The organism is Rhizobium sp. CG4 (assembly GCF_023701965.1).
GTDB lineage: Bacteria > Pseudomonadota > Alphaproteobacteria > Rhizobiales > Rhizobiaceae > Agrobacterium.
This window is the reverse complement of sequence record NZ_JABAEG010000003.1, coordinates 306,537-324,096: the sequence shown is the minus strand read 5'-3', so window position 1 is coordinate 324,096 and position 17,560 is coordinate 306,537. Positions and strand designations below refer to the sequence as shown.

The following is a 17,560-nucleotide window of genomic DNA, read 5'->3' as shown; positions in this document are numbered from 1 at the left end:
AATCCTTATCTCCCAACAAGCGAAACGGAAGGTTTGTTGTCGCTAGGGGGAACGCGACGGAAATCGAGATCACGGCTAACGAGACGCTCGACACCTGCCGCAACGTCTGCCAGCAGGTGGCGATAACCGGTAATCGAACGGGCAAAGACGTTATAGATCACAACAGCAGGAATAGCGGCGACCAGACCGATCGCAGTTGCCAGCAGAGCTTCAGCGATACCCGGTGCCACAACGGCAAGGTTGGTGGTCTGCGATTCCGAGATGCTGATGAACGAGTTCATGATGCCCCAGACCGTGCCAAACAGACCGACAAACGGTGCGGTGGAACCAATGGTCGCCAGTACACCCGTACCGCGCGACATGCGACGCCCGCCGTGGCTTTCAATACGCGACAGGGCCGAGGCCACGCGCTCCTTGATGCCGGCGCCATCGGTGTGTTCGACAACTGGATCGGAAACCTTCGTTTCAAACGATGCCACCTTCAGCATCAATGCTGCAGGGCCGCCCTTGTTTTCAACCGCCTGAACAGCTTCCTCCAGCGAACGGGCACGACGAACAATGCGCAAGGCGGCGCCAACGCGCACGCGCGCACCGGCCAGTTCGATAATCTTGGCAAAACCAACGGTCCAGGTGACGATCGATGCGAAAGCAAGCCCGATCATAACCGCCTTGACCACCCAGTCCGCTGCCATGAACATGCCGACAGGCGACAGGTCGTGCGGAATGTCGGAGCGTTCGCCTGGGCTCTGGAAAATCTGCTCCAGCATGGTAGCGGGCTGCTCAGCTTCTGCTGGCGCAGCTTCTGGCTCCTGCGCTGCTGGCTCGGACTGCGGAGCAGCCGCTGGCTGTTGTGCGGGACCAGTCTGGGCCGCATTCGGCGCAGGTGTAGCAGCAGGTGGTGTCTGTTCACTGCCTGTTGCTGGCGCGTTGGTTGATGGCTCGGCGGCCTGCGGTGCAGGTGTCGCTGCCGGTGTTGTAGGAGCCGCCTGAACCGGAATTGCTTGTGCAGGATTTTGCTGGGTCGATGTTGCCGGCGCCGGCGATACCGGGGCGGTGGTCGCTGCAGGTGCCTGGACAGCTGCCGGTTGTTCAGAACTTACAGAAGGAGCCGAAGTCTGCGCCGCGACACTACCCGCAGTCATAAGAGCTGCTAAAGCGACAGCGTAAAAAGACGCAATGGATGTATTGCTGCGTCGCGCGCTGGTAGCAGATGAGGTGATGGACGTTTCGGCGAGCATGATATTGGTTTCCCGGTCTACCGTAAAAAAAGAGCACCCATGAATACCGTCAAGCCTTTGGCTCAATTGAGCGAGGATGCCCCGGCTCTCTTTCATAGCAGTCCGATAATAAACATGAGTACGTTTGGCAACTATATATTTACCGATTTGCAGAGTCTTGTACTTTTTGGATGTTTTTGTACGAACCATGGCCTTGACCTGCCGGGATTTGCCCACAAGCCCATGTGAAGATCACAAATTGGTGTAGCGCGACCGCAACCACAGGTGACGCATACTGCGCCCTATCCCTTGCGTTCAGGGCCGATTGAACCGAGAGGCTGCGATGTAAAGTTGCAGTGATCAGGGGAATGAGCCTACAACAAAAGCTCAAGCATTCTATTTTGAGTCGGACCCGACCCGCGCATCACCACGGCTCGCCGGCCCGCGAAACCTATTCGCAGTCGAGCAGATCATGACACGACAAAGACGCCGCTCTCTTATCAAGGCCAAACGCACCGGCATGGGTATTGCCCTTGTCGCTACCCTTTCCTTTATCGCCGGCATGACAGACGCCATAGGTCTTCGCATGTCCGGCGACTTCGTCTCATTCATGACAGGCAACACAACACGGGCAGCCATGTCATTGCAGGACGGTAACTGGGGCCATGCCCTGAAACTGTTGGGGGCTATTGCCACCTTTGTGCTGGGAAATGCGGTGGGGATTGTCATTGCGCACAGGGCCGACAACCGCATCTTTGCGGTGCTTGCCGCAGTTGGTGCAACATTGGCCGTCGCCTCGGTCATGCCGACCAGTGAACTGCCGCTTGTACAATTCTATTTGGTGGTTCTGGCCATGGGCATGATCAATGCCGCCGTCGAGCATGTCGAAGGCCTGCCGATCGGGCTGACCTATGTGACCGGGGCGCTGTCCCGCTTCGGGCGTGGCATTGGCCGCTGGCTGATCGGTGAGCGCAAGATGGATTGGACCATCCAAATTGTACCGTGGCTTGGCATGTTGAGCGGGGCTTTATGCGGTGCTGTTGTCGGGGCGTATATGGACTATGCGTCCCTTTGGATCGTTGCCGCTATCGTCACGCTACTGGCCTTCATCACCATGCTGATGCCGCGCTCACTGCGGCATCGTTACAATCAGCGCGTGACGATAAGAAAGATGCCTGGCCCCTGAAACGGGTGCAGGCGGATCAGTTCTTGGAAATGGTCACAAAACGGGTGCCGCGCACGCGAACCGTCATCTCGCACTGGCGCTCATCGGTGCGTTCGCAATATTTCGGATGCATCTTGAATACGAAGACCATGTTGCCGAAACGCTTGATGAAGTCATAGCTGTAGAGCTGTGCCGTTGCGATCATGATATGACCGCCTTCCTGAACCTGGACATAGAAGTTGTAGGGGCAACCTTCGTCGGTGCAGCTCATGCCCTTCTCACCGTCGCAGGTGATTGCGCCGTGATTGGTAACCACATCCATAAGGCCGTCATTATTGATGTCCAGTTGCGTAATGAAGTCATCCCCAAACTCCACTTTCTCGCAGACCTTGCTGAAGTGGGCTTGTTCATATTCGGCAGGATCCCGCACCAATTCCTGCTGCGCCAACGCACCTTGCGAAAAAAAGGGCAACATGAATATCAACTGAAGCAGGATTACGATTGGCAATCTCACGGCATTTTCCTTTGCATTGCTTTCCGCTATGGATGTCTGCGAAGCTTGGCCCAAAAAATTAAGCCATTGTGCTTGCGTGACACTGACGCCGTTTTGCTGAATTCGAGGTAAATTGCATGACCCTGCTCGGTTTTCTTGATTATGCAGGCGTTGCCGTGTTTGCCGCGACGGGCGCTCTTGCCGCATCCCGCAAACAGCTCGACTTTATCGGCTTCATGTTTCTGGCTGCCGTAACAGGTATTGGCGGCGGCACGTTGCGGGATCTGGTCCTTGGTCGCGCTCCGGTCTTCTGGGTCCTCAACCCGACATACATTCTCGTTTGTGTCTCGGTGGCTGTCCTGGTGTTTTTTACCGCGCACTTGTTCGAGTCACGGTACCGTCTACTGATCTGGCTAGATGCCATCGGTCTGTCGGCCTATTGCGTGATGGGCGCCGCCAAGGGCCTTGCCGCCACCGGCTCACCGACCGTTGCCATTGTTACCGGCACACTGACCGCAACATTCGGCGGCATCTTGCGTGATCTTCTTGCGGGAGAACCATCTGTGTTGCTGCGCCCTGAGGTCTATATAACCTGCGCACTGGCAGGCGCCTGCGTTTTCACAGCAGCCAATGCCATGGGCTTTCCGCTTTACGCTGCATCGGCCGCTGGCGTGACGACGGCCTTTGCGATCAGAAGCGGCGCATTGATTTTCGGCTGGACTTTCCCGCGTTATCGCACACGTCCAGGCAGACCGCCGGAAGACGTTCTATAATAAAGACAAGAAAGTCGGAAATTCGCGGTTCAATCGCGGGTGCGGCGAAGCCTGATGACAACATCCACATGGGCGATTTCCATGCCCGGAGGAGGCTCCGGTAGGTTATCGATCTGAATGTTGCTGACCGGGATGTCGAGCACTTCATTGTCGTCTTCGACAAAGAAGTGGTGGTGGTCAGACACGTTGGTATCGAAATAGGTGCGCGCACCTTCCATGGCCAACACACGGATAAGCCCCGCTTCGGTAAACTGGTGAAGCGTATTATAGACGGTAGCCAGAGAAACCGGCACGCCAGCCAACACGGCTTCTTCATGCAGTTCTTCGACTGTCAGGTGGCGGTCACCCTTGGCAAACAACAGGTCACCCAGCGCAACACGCTGCCGTGTCGGGCGCAAGCCATAACGGCGAAGCCGGGAACCGATATCGATATTTGCGTCTAGTGACATACAGGCCGTTCCTAAAAACCATCCAATTTCAGGTTAATCTCTTAAAGCATATAACTTTTACAAGAATACGTTTCAATAGCTTCTATAGCCTGCAGAAGCTGCAACACCTGTGAATTGGCCTTGTTTTTGATTTTTTCTCTGGTTCATAAGGACTGCTTCCTGTATGCGGACCGGAAAGAACATTAGGATTTGTTATTTGCATGCATCATGATGACGCGCCGCCGACCCCTTGCAACGCTTCATTTTGAACCTCACATGCTCTAGACAGATTTGAGTTGAACAGTATTGGGGAAACGGAAAAGAGCATGACGACGAGGCAATCAAGCTACAATTACGAGGAAATCCTGGCATGCGGCCGTGGAGAGCTTTTCGGCCCCGGCAACGCGCAGCTCCCTCTGCCTCCCATGCTTATGGTTCACCGCATTACTGAAATATCCGAAACCGGCGGCGCCTTCGACAAGGGCTTCATTCGTGCAGCTTACGATGTCAGCCCTGACGACTGGTATTTCCCTTGCCATTTCCAGGGCAACCCAATCATGCCTGGCTGCCTTGGCCTCGATGGCATGTGGCAGCTGACTGGTTTCTTCCTTGGCTGGCTGGGTGAAGAAGGCCGCGGCATGGCGCTTTCCACCGGCGAAGTGAAGTTCAAGGGTATGGTTCGCCCGCACACCAAGCTTCTTGAATACGGCATCGACTTCAAGCGCGTCATGCGTGGTCGCCTTGTACTGGGCACCGCAGATGGCTGGCTGAAAGCCGATGGCGAAACCATTTACCAGGCATCCGACCTTCGGGTTGGTCTTTCGAAAGAAAAGACTGCCTGAACCTGGCAGTTAGAGTCTGACAGGCGCCCGGCGGTATTTTGACCGCCAAGCGACAATCTAAAGAAAAGGTCCACGTTCATGAGACGCGTAGTTGTCACCGGCCTCGGCATTGTTTCTTCCATCGGCAGCGATGCCGCAGAGGTAACAGCATCCCTCAGAGGCGCAAAGTCCGGCATTTCATTCTCGCCAGACTTCGCCGAACACGGTTTCAAATGCCAGGTATGGGGCAAGCCTTCGCTCGACCCGACCGACCTGGTTGATCGTCGGGCCATGCGCTTCCTGAGCCAGGGCGGTGCATGGAACCATGTTGCCATGAAGCAGGCGATTGCGGATTCCGGTCTTGAGGACAAGGACATCAGCGAAAACGAGCGCACCGGCATCATCATGGGTTCTGGCGGTCCATCCACGCGCACCATCGTTGAAGCATCCGACATCACGCTGAAGAACAACAGCCCAAAGCGCATCGGCCCGTTCGCCGTGCCGAAGGCGATGTCTTCAACCGCGTCCGCGACACTTGCCACCTGGTTCAAGATCCACGGCGTCAACTACTCGATCTCTTCGGCCTGCTCGACATCCGCACACTGCATCGGCAATGCTGCTGAAATGATCCAATGGGGCAAGCAGGACATCATGTTTGCTGGAGGTCATGAAGACCTCGACTGGTCGATGTCCAACCTGTTCGACGCCATGGGCGCAATGTCTTCCAAGTACAACGACACACCTGAAACGGCTTCGCGCGCTTATGACGCAAACCGCGACGGTTTCGTCATCGCCGGCGGCGCGGGCGTCCTGGTTCTGGAAGAGCTGGAACATGCCAAGGCACGCGGCGCAAAAATCTACGCGGAAGTCGTCGGTTACGGCGCAACCTCTGACGGCTACGACATGGTTGCTCCGTCGGGCGAAGGCGCGATCCGCTGCATGCGTCAGGCTCTGTCGACCGTAAAGGGTGACGTAGACTACATCAACACACACGGCACCTCGACCCCTGTTGGCGACAGCAAGGAAATCGGCGCGATCCGCGAAGTGTTCGGTTCCAACATCCCGCACATCCAGTCCACCAAGTCGCTCACGGGTCACTCCCTCGGCGCTGCTGGCGTACAGGAGTCCATCTATGGCCTGTTGATGATGCAGGAGCGTTTCATCGGCGAGAGCGCCCACATTTCCGAGCTTGACCCGGAATTTAATGGCGTGCCGATCGTTCGCAGCCGTATCGACAATGCAAAGATCGATACCGTTCTGTCCAATTCCTTCGGTTTCGGCGGCACCAACGCCACGCTCGTATTCCAGCGCTACAACGGATAAAAGCCATGAATGGCATCATGCAGGGAAAACGTGGCCTCATCATGGGTGTGGCCAACAACCATTCTATTGCCTGGGGTATCTCCAAGGCGCTCTCTGCACAGGGTGCCGAGCTTGCCTTTACCTACCAGGGCGAAGCATTGGGCAAGCGAGTAAGACCGCTTGCTGCAGAGCTGAATTCTGATTTCGTGGTGCCATGCGATGTTGAAGACATTGCTTCTGTCGACGCGCTTTTTGCGACTTTGAAAGAACGTTGGGGCAAGATCGATTTCGTCGTTCACGCCATCGGTTTTTCCGACAAGAACGAGCTGAAGGGCCTTTACGCCGATACGACGCGTGAAAACTTCAGCCGTACCATGGTCATTTCCTGCTTCTCGTTTACGGAAATTGCCAAGCGCGCCGCTGAACTGATGACCGATGGCGGTTCCATGCTGACGCTGACCTATAATGGTTCCCAGCGTGTAATCCCCAACTACAACGTCATGGGCGTTGCCAAGGCAGCTCTTGAAGCATCTGTACGTTATCTGGCTGCGGATTACGGTCCGCGCGATATTCGCGTCAACGCAATCTCTGCCGGCCCGGTACGGACACTGGCTGGTGCTGGCATTTCCGATGCACGCGCCATCTTTGCCTGGAACCAGAAAAACGCCCCGCTTCGTCGCACGGCCGACATCGAGGATATCGGTGGATCTGCACTTTACCTGTTGTCTAACTTGTCACGTGGCGTGACCGGCGAATGTCATTACGTCGACTGCGGCTTCAACATCACCTCGACGCCAACGCTTGAGGTTCTGTCGAAAGCCGATCACGACTGATCCAGTTTCAGACGACACGATCAGAGTCTGCCGTTTTATCAACGGCAGACTTTTTGTTTTGAAACCGGTCATTTCAACGAAAAAATGACCGTTAAAGCTACATTTGCGTCGCATTCTTCCGACCAGCGCAAGATATTTTAAACATTGAGCTTCTAACGTGACCGCGTATTGCCGTTGATGAGCATCGGCAGGCGCCATGCATCATGAAGATAGTCACGCTCATGCGTTCAGTATTCAGATTTTTCGGACAGATCAGAAAACTGCGGAAATCGAGCGATGGCGCCGCCGCGATAGAATTCGCAATTCTTGCCATTCCCTACTTCATGATCATCTTTGCGATCATTGAAACCTTCATTGCCTTTACCGGCGAACAGCTGGTTTCCAATGCCGTTGAAAACATGTCGCGCAAACTGCGCACGGGGCAGATCACCTACAAGGTCGATTCCACGACGGACAAGGAAGCCGAACAGTTTCGCCAATTGTTCTGCAATGAAATTGCCATCATGATTACCTGTTCCACGACAGAGGCAAAGATACCACAAAAGCTGTTTATCGACGCACGTACGTTTACCAATTTTGCCGATATGCCGAGCTCGGTGCCGGTCAAGAACGGTGACCTCGACACATCGGCATTCAAATACGAACCGGGCGGTCCCGGCACGATCAACATGCTGCGCGCCTATTACAAGTGGCAGGTCATGACTGACCTTATCCGGCCCTATATCAGCAATATTCGCCCGACGGATGCCTCCGTACCGTCCTATTTTCTGATTGTCGCAACATCGGCCTACCAGAATGAACCACGATTCAATTGAGCGGACGATGAAGCAACAACGTAGCTTATCCGGAATATTCAGAAGACTGGTGAAAGATCGCGAGGGCATGGGTGCCGTCGAGTTTGCGATTATCGTGCCCATTTTGCTGATGGTCTACATCACGTCTTTCGAGCTGACGATTGGCTTGAGCGTGGCAAAACGTGCGACGCGTGCCTCCGGCTCAATCGCCGATATCGTGACGCAGCAGACCAGCGTCAACAAGGCCTATCTGAAAACCATGATCAATGCTGCCGACGGCATTTTCGAGCCTTACGGTATCACCGGCCTCAAGCTGAAAATTACCGGCATTTCCATTGATGCGTCATCAAAACCGACAGTCGCCTGGTCGTGGGCACAGGATGACTCACGGCCTTATGCTGTGGGTGCGGCCGTTACCATTCCAAGCGCCCTTACCGTTGCCAATACGTTTCTTGTCCGCTCGGAACTGACCATTCCGCATGAATTGCTGATGTTCATGCCAAGCGTTATGCCGCCGCAGGTCAAGACGGTGAATATCTCGCGGGAAGACTTCTTCCGTCAGCGTGCTGGTACGACGCTTGCCTGCACAAATTGCTGATCAATCCAGGGATATCCGCAGCAACATTCCGTAAAATCCTCGAGGCCGCCCCCGAGGATTTTTTCTTTCAAGGCAATCAATAAACGTCGCGCAGATATCGCTTCTCGCGCTTCAGCCCATTGACGTAATCACCCGCTGCTTCCGCTGACAGGCCGCCATGGGTGGCAACGATATCATGCAAGGCATCGTCGACATCCTTGGCCATGCGCGTTGCATCACCGCAGACATAAAAATGGCCGCCCTCTTCCAGCCAGGCACAGAGTGCCTTGCCATTTTCCTTCATGCGGGTCTGCACGTAGATTTTTTCTGCCTGATCACGGGAGAAGGCCAGATCAAGGCGTGTCAAAACGCCGTTGCTGCTCATTTCGCCCAGTTCCTGCTCGTATATGAAGTCATTGGCACGATGCTGGTCACCGAAGAACAGCCAGTTCTTGCCCTTGGCACCACGCTGCTGCCGTTCCTGCAGGAAGGCACGGAATGGTGCAATGCCGGTGCCCGGACCAACCATGATCATGGGTGCGTCATTGTTGGCTGGCACCCGAAAGGCCTTGTTCTGCGACACGAAGATGCCAGCATTTTCTCCCTGCGCAACACGGTCGGCGAGATAGGTTGAGCAAACACCACCATGATCACGACCCTGCGCGTGGTAACGCACGCTGGCAATGGTGAGATGCACGCTACCTTCGGCGGCAAGTGGGCTGGACGAGATGGAATAAGCGCGATGCTGCAGCGGCTTCAGCAGCTTCACAAAATCTGCCGCGTTCAAATCCATCGCCGAGTTAAGCGACAGGAGATCAAGTGTGTCCTTGCTCCATAGGAAGGCGTCCAGCGCCTGCTTGTCACCATTGCGCAAGATATGGTTCAACTCTTCATGATTGGCACGCTTGCCAACATCCTGCACCAGTTCGCGAGACGGGGTCGAAATTTCAAACTGTTTCAGCAGGGCATCGCCAAGTGGCTGATCGAGACCGGCAACGGCATCATCGGCTTTGGCACCAAGACGCTGGAGAATGGCGTCAACCAGCGCCGGATCATTGAATGGTACAACACCCAAGGCGTCACCGGCTTCATATTCCAGACCACTGTCACCGAGATCGAATTCGTAATGGCGGATTTCCTTACCGGAATCGATACCCGACAGGCGACGATTGACCGAAACAACCGAAGAGAACGGGCTCTTGCGGTTCCATGTCGATTTCACCCTTGCCGGTTCCGCAACAGCGACTGGAACTGCATTCGCCGCGGCATCACCACCATCGACAGCGCCAGCGACGGGCAGTGCCTCGCCAATCCAAGCGGCAGCGGCATCTTCATAATCGATATCGCAGTCAAGGCGGGCATGCAGGCGCTTGGCACCCAGTTGCTCAAAGCGTGTATCGATCAGTTTGCCAGCCTGGCAAAAGCCGTCATAGCCGGTGTCACCCAGCGCCAGCACCGCAAAATTGACGGTTTCCAACCGTGGCGCGGTATCGGCGGAAAGCGCATCCCAGAACAGTTGGGCATTGTCAGGCATTTCACCTTCGCCATAGGTCGAGGCAACCACGATCACCCGCTTCATAACGGCGAGGTTTTCCATGGAAATATCGTCCAATGCGGCGACAACCGGCTGCATGCCCTGTGTGCGGGCAGCGGCCGCTATGTCCATCGCCAGTCCTTCGGCATTACCTGTCTGCGTGCCGTAGAGTACATTCAGTACCGCAGCTGCGGCCTTCGGCGACTGACCTGCGACAACGGCTATACCGCTTTCACCACCAATACTGATGCGTGAGTGCAGGCCGGCCAGAAAACCGGACAACCAAGCACGCTGGTCGCCATTGAACGGAGCATCTTCTGGAATGTAGGGTATCTTCATCGTTCTCACTCAGTTCAATCTGTCTCAGTCAGTTCTGTCTGGCTGCGAGGGCAAGGTCCGGCAACGCATTGGCTGCGAACAGTTCCTCGAAGCCCGGCAGGCGTCCGATCTTTTCAATGTTTCTGGCATTCTGCTGAATGATCCAGCCATAGGTGCCCGGGCTGTCCATAGACAGGATGTTGCGCTTGGAAAGCGCCTGCCTGTAGTCGTCCAGTCGCTTGGCGGCGATCATCACAGCAAGCTGCTCGTCACTATGGTCGGCCAATGCTTCACGTGCATATTTCAGCAGACGTTGCATCAGCGCAAAATCTTCGGTCAGAATGAGGTTGCGTACCGCCTTTTCAATCGCCGGATCGGATGGGCCACGCGCCAATGGCACACGCTGCATGGCAATGGCCTGCGCCATGCTGAGCACCGTGTAATTGTTCAGAAGCGCATACATCTCCTCGGTATCGGTCTCGCCGTAACCCGGCACCGAACCGTTCAGTACCGCCCGCTTGTCGCGATAGGCCAGCTTGAACTTGCGAACCTGATGGGCTGCAAGCGCCGTTGCCAGTTCCTCCAGCAGTTCCTTGCGGGGCTTTGCCTTCAGGATTTCGTTGCTGTCCTGGTAAAGCAGCAAGGCGCGCGGCATGCCGTACACGAAGTTATGCTGCTCGCTCTCCCAGTTTTCCAGAAGCCATGCGGCCTTGGCAGAGCCGGTTTCGGCAACATGCCAGCTCAGCAGCTGGTGAACGGCCTGATTGTGGATCGCAGCCTGTTCATCATCACCGGTGATCGAGCCCAGAAGAATGGAATCGTGGCTGACCTTCTTTGGCAGATCGCCATAGGGGTCATACTGGTAAACGAAACCGCCACTCATGCCGTTGCCGAACCCCTTGCCGAAGCTGCCAAGGTTCAGGACCGCACCATTGGTCATGTATTCGCAGGCAAAGTCGCCCACACCTTCAACAACCGCTGTCGCACCGGAGTTGCGCACCGCAAAGCGGTCACCCGCCTGCCCTTCAACAAAGGTGCGACCACCCGTTGCTCCGAACAGGGCGAAGTTGCCAACCAGAACATTACCACCAGCCTCGGCCGAACCGCCACCTGGCGAACGCACAACAATGGTGCCGCCGCAGGCACTTTTGCCAACGCCGTCATTGCAGGTGCCGGTGTGAACCATGACCATGCCGTCATTGCAGAAGGCACCGAAGGATTGACCGGCAGACCCCGATGTGGCGATACGCACGGCACCGGGCTCCAGAAAACGACGACCACGTTCATCCTGGCGGACGGCAGGCAGTGTCGCCACCTGTTCATCACTCAGTTCATGGTTCAGAATGCGCTCGATATCGACCGCAAGCTGACCGCCAACACTCTTGTTGCAGTTGTTGAGGAAGCGGTTGCCACCAAGCTCGATGGTGTCACGCTTGCCATCAACCAGGGCCGAACGCACCAGTTCGATGAAAGCATCATCGAGGGCGAAGTCCTTTTCCATGTAAACCGGGTTGGCGATCTTCACCTCCTCAACCACAGTCAACATTGCCCGGAGGTCAAGCTGGCCAACACTGGATGGGTGGTCGAGAAGGTGAAGAAGATCGGAACGGCCACGGGCCTGCGCCAGAGACTGCAGACCAAGGGCCGCCAGAATCTCGCGTGTTTCGTGGGCAATGTTCATCAGATACTGCGCCAGAGCGCGCGGGTCACCATTGAAAACTTCCTGGTTGGTGGTGAGACCAGCCGGGCACTTGATGTTGCAGTTCTTGGCCATGACGCATTTCAGCATCATCAGCGCCGTGGTGCCGAATTCGAAGCTGTCGCCGCCCAAAAGGGCTGACTTGACGACATCACTTGCGGTCTGGTGTGCGCCGGAGCACCGTAACAAAACCTTGGCACGCAGACCATTGGCGCACAGTGCCTGGTGCACTTCTGCAATGCCGATTTCCGCCGAACGGCCGGTATATTTCAGACTGGTAACGGCAGCAGCACCCGTACCGCCGGTGTTGCCGGCAACGTTGATGACATCTGCACCGGCCTTGGCAACGCCAACCGCAATCGTGCCGATGCCTTCCGACGATACGAGCTTGACGATAACTCGCACACGCGCCGCTTTGGCGTCATGGATCAGTTGCGCCAGATCCTCGATCGAATAGGTGTCGTGGTGCGGTGGTGGCGAAACCAGTTCAACGCCCGGTGTGCCGCCACGGGCTGCGGCGATTTCCACCGTGACCTTCGGTGAAGGCAGCTGACCACCCTCGCCCGGCTTTGCGCCCTGACCGATCTTAATCTCGATTTCTTCCAGCATCGGGTCAGCAAGATACCCTGCCCAGACTCCAAAACGACCGGACGCGAACTGCTTGATACGCGAGGCACGTATGGTGCCGTAACGCGAGATATGCTCACCACCTTCGCCGGAGTTGGACATGCCGCCAACCATGTTGGTGCCATGCGCCACCGCTTCATGAGCGGCGGCAACCAGCGCGCCATGGCTCATGGCGCCGGAAGCGAGAAGTCTGGTGATGTCACTTGCCTTTTGAACATCCTCAAGCGGGATGCTGGCAGGCGCAGTGTGGATCAGCGACAGGTAATCCAGTGCCTGTCCCTTGACCTGAACGGCCAATGCGCCGCCCTCCAGCCAATGACCGACAATATCCTGCCCGAAACGGATGACCAGTGATTGGCCAAGGGCAGCAAGCCGTGTCAGGTCACTACCGGACGGGCCGGTCAGACGCAGGCGGAACTCTTCGTCACCAACGCTCTCAACCGTCAGCCCACGCACCATGAAGCTGTTGTTGCCCTTGCGGGAAAAACGGCCCATTTCCTTGCGGAATTCTGCTGGCGAATTGGCAAAGGTGACGTCAGCTGGCAGGTCCAGCACATCGCGCAACGCAGACGGACGGCGCATACGTTCTTCGCTCATCATGCGGGTAAAGGCACGATAACCCGGCGTGATCTGAAACTTGTCGATTGCCTCCGGTGTCAGACGGTCGAAGCTGTTGTGGTAATAGGCGGAATCGTTGAGGCCGAAGGCATCTTCCAGCCGGTTGAGCGGCAGCAGGCGCAACACGTCTTCGTTTTCGCCAACGCCGTTTTCGGCGTCCTTGTCGAACGTGATCTTTTCCTCGGTCATGTCAACGAAACCACGCACAGCCGTGGTGCCATAGGAATGGCCAGCACCTTCGGCACGTTCCTTGAACAAGCCAAGCAGCGGAATGTCGTTCTCACCCTTGACGGTCAACGCCTTGCGGTGCCAGTCGGCGACGGCCTGCGCGATAACGGCAAAGTTGACACCACCAACCGGCGTCTTGACGTTGGGGAAGTACTTCTTCAGCACCGGATCGCTGGTGTCGAGAAAGTTCGGTTCAAAGAACTCACCGCCGATATAGCTTTCAGCGGTGCAGAGCCCGACTTTGCCCATGGTCTTCATCAGAGACTTTTCAGCAGCCTTGGCGAAACGCTTGAAGGCCTTGTCGGCATCTGCACCAAACTTTTCCTCGGCGCGGAACTGCACACCGAGCGGATAAACGCCGGATGCACCAAAGCCGAGAGCCGCTGCAATGTGATGCGACGAGGAGAATTGACCGCTTTCGGCAATCAGCGACACGCGAAGGCGCAGGCCTTCCTCGATCAGCTTCTGGTTTAATGCCGAGATAACAATGATCATCGGCAGTGCAGCGCGATCAGTCGCAACGTGGCGATCGGTGATGACAGCAATGCCACCCTCTTCGGCAGCGAAGGCTGCGACCTTTTTGCAAACACTGTCGATACCCGCCTGCAACGCGGCCTCGTTGGCCTTGGGATCGTTGTAAACTGGGGTGTAGAGCATCTCAAAACGACGAACCGGCGTTTCCGTCTGCTCACGGATTTTCAACATGTCGAGATGGGTCAGGATCGGCGAGCGCACGACGATCTGGCGGGCAGCCTTTGCGCCGATATTAGGCTTGGCGCCCAGCGCAACGCGCAACGTCATGCCGTCGGCTTCACGGATACTGTCGAGCGGTGGGTTGGTGACCTGTGCAAAACGCTGCGAGAAATACTTCGCAACGCCGCCTTCCTGATCCGACAGCGCATTGATGGCGTTGCCATACCCCATGGCAGAAATTTTTTCAGCGCCGGTCGCCAGCATCGGGTCCATCAGGAACTTGAAGCTTTCCTGATTGTGCGAATAAGCGACATAACGCTGATGGCGTTCCAGATCGCCATTGTAACGCTGGGGCGATCCCTGATTTTCTGCGGGAACCTCAGGCAATTCTTCCAGCGTGACACGGGCTTCACGCAGCAACGTTGGATAATCGCGGCGCGATGCTAGCATTTCCAACGCCTCGACGGTCGACCATGCACGGCGCTCAGCCTGATCGAAATACAGCATGCCGCCGGCTTCGATACGGCCGCGATGGATGACACTTTCCGGCGGGAAGGCAATCTGGCCTGCTTCCGACATTACGCAGAGATACTCGTCTGTTTCGACCGTGCGCAGTGGGCGTAAGCCCAGACGGTCCAGGCGCGCGCCAACGATGGTGCCATCGCCAAATATCAGCGCGGCGGGACCATCGTTCTTTTCTTCGTAAAGGGAGAAATATTCAAACATCGCCCGCACTTGCGGCGACAATGTCTCGTCATTTTCCCAGGCTGGCGGCATCATCGAAACGACAGCCGTTACCAGATCAAGCCCGTCTTCCATAACGCGGGCCTGCAGCGTCTGGTCTAGACGGCAGCTATCCGACTGCCCCTTGGGACGGATGATGCTGGCATTGCGTGCCAAGGCGACAGCAGCTTCAGACAGGCGGTTCTTCTTGTCGGTGTTCAGTTCGCCATTATGCGCCATCAGGCGGAATGGCTGCGCCATGGATGGATGCGGGTCGGTGTTGGTGGAGAAGCGGGTGTGAAAGTACATCGTGTGTACTTCATGGCGCGGGTCCACCAGGTCGCAGAAGTATGGCATGACTTCCGTCGAATTGAGACGACCTTTGAAAACCTGGGTGCGGGCACTCAGCGACAGCGGGTAAAAACCCGACAGTTCCGGGCGCGTGTAGGCAATGGCTTCGATGGCCAGCAAGGCCTTATGGATACGCCAGTCAAACTCGCCACGATCGCGGCAACCTGCATGGGCCGAAAACACCCATTGGCGAATGGGAAGCTGGTAACGAACCGCAGCTTCACGAATGGCGCTGTTATCAACCGGGACGTCGCGCACCAGAAGCACGGAGAAACCCTGCTCCTCAAGCGCCTTTTCGATGATCTCTATAGCCTCATCATGGAAGGCGGCGTTTTGCGGCAGGAAGAAATTACCAACACCAAACCGACCGGCTTCCAGTTCGACAGAGCCGGTCAGTTGACGAAAAAAAGACAGGGACAGATCCACCGAGATACCGGCACCATCACCAACGCCTTCTGCCGACATGCCACCGCGATGCGGCACGGCACAAAGCGCCTGGTGGCCACGCTTCAGCACGTCATGGGTCTGTATACCGTCTTTGCGCGTAATAAAGCCAACGCCGCAGCTGCTCTTTTCGGCAGCAATGTCATAAAGGCCATAATCAGGGTCATTCACGCTCATCGGTCTCTCCCGTTCCGGCGCAGTTGCGCAGCGAGGCGTCACCTTTTTCACCCGCAGGCGGAGCCGCAGGTGACCTGACTGCTCCTTTTCAGATTTCTGTTATCGGCGTTTCGCGGCGCGAATAATCGACGTGCGCGTATTGGCTGGCACCGCGGTGCCGGCAATCGCCACTTTCATCGATTTTATGGTCGAAAAGTATTTCATGACCCGCGCCAAACTGTGCTGTCGACACGAACATCGCGCCAATTTATGTCAGCATGACTTACATATCTATGTTGATTTCAGAAATCAAGATTAATTAACGTCCGCGCAATAAAAATACGAAACGCCGTGAAATCCTTTACGAATTTCACGGCTTCCAGGTTAATCAGGTTAGTTTGTTGCTAAAAATCAATCAGGTCGCATCGAGTGTCGTGCTGAATGCAAGGGCAATAAGCGTCGCGACTGCGCCGGAGAGCAAATAAAGTCCGGCCGCTATGAGACCAAATTCTGACGAGAACCCAAGAGCCACCAGTGGTGCGAAACCGGCACCGATGAGCCATGAGATATCCGATGTCAGAGACGCACCGGTATAGCGGTATTCACGGCTGAAACGCGAAGCAAGCGCACCGCTTGCCTGACCGAAGGACAGACCCAGCAGCGAAAAGCCGATCAACACGAACAGGTAACGGCCAATATCGCCCGAGTTAAGCAGCAGCGGTGTGACGAGACTGAAGAGCGCGATCAGAACAGCAGCCGCGCCGAGCAGTTTGCGACGGCCGAATTTGTCAGCCAGTACGCCGGACACGACAATCATGCCACCACAGATGATGGCGCTAACGAACTGTACGAACAGGAAGTCTGAAATCTTCTGGTTGGTGTTGAGCGTGACCCAGCTGAGCGGGAACACGGTGACCAGATGGAACAGTGCAAAACTGGCCAGCGGAACGAAGGCACCGGTCAGAACGATGCGTGACTGCGACCGCAGCATTTCAAAAACCGGCCTGGGTTCCAGCTCATGGCTTTGCACCATGGCCTGAAATTCCGGAGTCACAATCATGCGAAGACGGGCAAACAGCGCCAGCACATTAAGTGCCAATGCCACGAAGAACGGGAAACGCCAGCCCCATGCCAGGAATTCAGCATGTGACAGCTGAGTGAAGAAAACGATGAAGAAGGCGCTTGCCAGACCAAAACCCATAGCCGCACCGATCTGCGGCATCATGGCATACCAGCCACGTTGTTTCGCAGGTGCGTTCATCGCCAGAAGCGAGGTGAGGCCGTCCCATGCACCACCCAGACCAAGTCCCTGCCCTATACGGAACACGGCGAGCAGGACTGGCGCCATCATGCCGGCGTCCGCAAAGGACGGCAGGAAGCTGATCGCCATGGTGGAACCACAGAGTGTAAACAATGCGACGGTCAATTTCGCCGCACGCCCAAACTTTCTGTCGATCTGCAGCGAGATCATTGAGCCGATGGGGCGGGCAATAAAGGCCAGTGAAAAGACCGCGAAGGAATAAAGAGTTGCTGTCAGCGGATCTGCATATGAGAAGAAGACGTAGGGAAAAACCAATGCCGATGCGATTGCGTAGACAAAAAAGTCAAAAAACTCTGTCATTCTTGCCAGAATGACCGCGATGGTGATGCGGTCCGGATCGACTGTCGCAGGTGTTTCAGGATAGGTCTGCGAACTATTGATATAACTCATTTTATTCCTCCTGCGTATGGCGCACCATGTTGGGTAACGCGCTGGCTCCTCTTCC

At 56.0% G+C, this 17,560-nt stretch carries 13 protein-coding genes; 7 read left to right on the top strand and 6 right to left on the bottom strand.

Annotated features, from left to right (window positions below; genetic code table 11):
- Positions 1 to 5 precede the first annotated feature (5 nt).
- Positions 6 to 1,238, bottom strand: coding sequence for a tonB-system energizer ExbB (gene exbB, locus HGO37_RS11780; RefSeq protein WP_192486858.1), 1,233 nt, complete (start codon positions 1,236 to 1,238; stop codon positions 6 to 8).
- Positions 1,239 to 1,689: 451 nt separating this feature from the next.
- Between exbB and HGO37_RS11775 the strand changes: the two genes are divergently transcribed.
- Positions 1,690 to 2,403 carry a YoaK family protein gene (locus HGO37_RS11775; RefSeq protein ID WP_250983462.1) on the top strand — a complete coding sequence of 238 codons (714 nt, stop codon included), beginning with the start codon at positions 1,690 to 1,692 and terminating at the stop codon, positions 2,401 to 2,403.
- Positions 2,404 to 2,419: 16 nt separating this feature from the next.
- Here HGO37_RS11775 and HGO37_RS11770 read toward each other — a convergent pair whose 3' ends face one another.
- Entirely contained in the window at positions 2,420 to 2,896 is a 477-nt protein-coding gene (locus tag HGO37_RS11770; RefSeq protein WP_405049436.1) for a hypothetical protein, read from the bottom strand.
- Between the two features lie 116 nt (positions 2,897 to 3,012).
- Between HGO37_RS11770 and HGO37_RS11765 the strand changes: the two genes are divergently transcribed.
- Positions 3,013 to 3,648 carry a trimeric intracellular cation channel family protein gene (locus HGO37_RS11765; RefSeq protein ID WP_250983461.1) on the top strand — a complete coding sequence of 212 codons (636 nt, stop codon included), beginning with the start codon at positions 3,013 to 3,015 and terminating at the stop codon, positions 3,646 to 3,648.
- A gap of 29 nt (positions 3,649 to 3,677) precedes the next feature.
- On the opposite strand, the gene irrA is transcribed toward HGO37_RS11765, so the two are convergent.
- Positions 3,678 to 4,097 (bottom strand): iron response transcriptional regulator IrrA, encoded by a 420-nt coding sequence (gene irrA, locus HGO37_RS11760; protein ID WP_192486855.1) that lies wholly within the window; start codon positions 4,095 to 4,097, stop codon positions 3,678 to 3,680.
- A gap of 305 nt (positions 4,098 to 4,402) precedes the next feature.
- Between irrA and fabA the strand changes: the two genes are divergently transcribed.
- The 5 genes from fabA (at position 4,403) to HGO37_RS11735 (ending at position 8,424) form a co-directional block, all read left to right on the top strand.
- Complete coding sequence (fabA, locus tag HGO37_RS11755) at positions 4,403 to 4,918, top strand: 3-hydroxyacyl-[acyl-carrier-protein] dehydratase FabA (protein WP_192486854.1); 516 nt, start codon at positions 4,403 to 4,405, stop codon at positions 4,916 to 4,918.
- Between the two features lie 78 nt (positions 4,919 to 4,996).
- Positions 4,997 to 6,220 (top strand): beta-ketoacyl-ACP synthase I, encoded by a 1,224-nt coding sequence (gene fabB / locus HGO37_RS11750; protein WP_250983460.1) that lies wholly within the window; start codon positions 4,997 to 4,999, stop codon positions 6,218 to 6,220.
- Between the two features lie 5 nt (positions 6,221 to 6,225).
- The gene (fabI, locus tag HGO37_RS11745; RefSeq protein ID WP_192486852.1) at positions 6,226 to 7,032 is read left to right on the top strand and encodes an enoyl-ACP reductase FabI; all 807 of its coding nucleotides are present in this window, start codon (positions 6,226 to 6,228) and stop codon (positions 7,030 to 7,032) included.
- A 221-nt stretch (positions 7,033 to 7,253) separates the two neighbouring features.
- Positions 7,254 to 7,847 (top strand): TadE/TadG family type IV pilus assembly protein, encoded by a 594-nt coding sequence (locus HGO37_RS11740; RefSeq protein ID WP_250983459.1) that lies wholly within the window; start codon positions 7,254 to 7,256, stop codon positions 7,845 to 7,847.
- Positions 7,848 to 7,854: 7 nt separating this feature from the next.
- Positions 7,855 to 8,424 carry a TadE/TadG family type IV pilus assembly protein gene (locus HGO37_RS11735; RefSeq protein ID WP_250983458.1) on the top strand — a complete coding sequence of 190 codons (570 nt, stop codon included), beginning with the start codon at positions 7,855 to 7,857 and terminating at the stop codon, positions 8,422 to 8,424.
- A 76-nt stretch (positions 8,425 to 8,500) separates the two neighbouring features.
- Here HGO37_RS11735 and HGO37_RS11730 read toward each other — a convergent pair whose 3' ends face one another.
- From HGO37_RS11730 to HGO37_RS11720, 3 genes are all read right to left on the bottom strand, one after another.
- Entirely contained in the window at positions 8,501 to 10,276 is a 1,776-nt protein-coding gene (locus HGO37_RS11730; RefSeq protein ID WP_250983457.1) for a sulfite reductase subunit alpha, read from the bottom strand.
- Positions 10,277 to 10,304: 28 nt separating this feature from the next.
- A complete protein-coding gene (locus tag HGO37_RS11725) occupies positions 10,305 to 15,815 on the bottom strand; it encodes a glutamate synthase-related protein (protein WP_250983456.1) in 5,511 nt (1,836 codons plus the stop codon).
- A 394-nt stretch (positions 15,816 to 16,209) separates the two neighbouring features.
- Positions 16,210 to 17,505 (bottom strand): MFS transporter, encoded by a 1,296-nt coding sequence (locus HGO37_RS11720; RefSeq protein ID WP_250983455.1) that lies wholly within the window; start codon positions 17,503 to 17,505, stop codon positions 16,210 to 16,212.
- Positions 17,506 to 17,560: the final 55 nt, after the last annotated feature.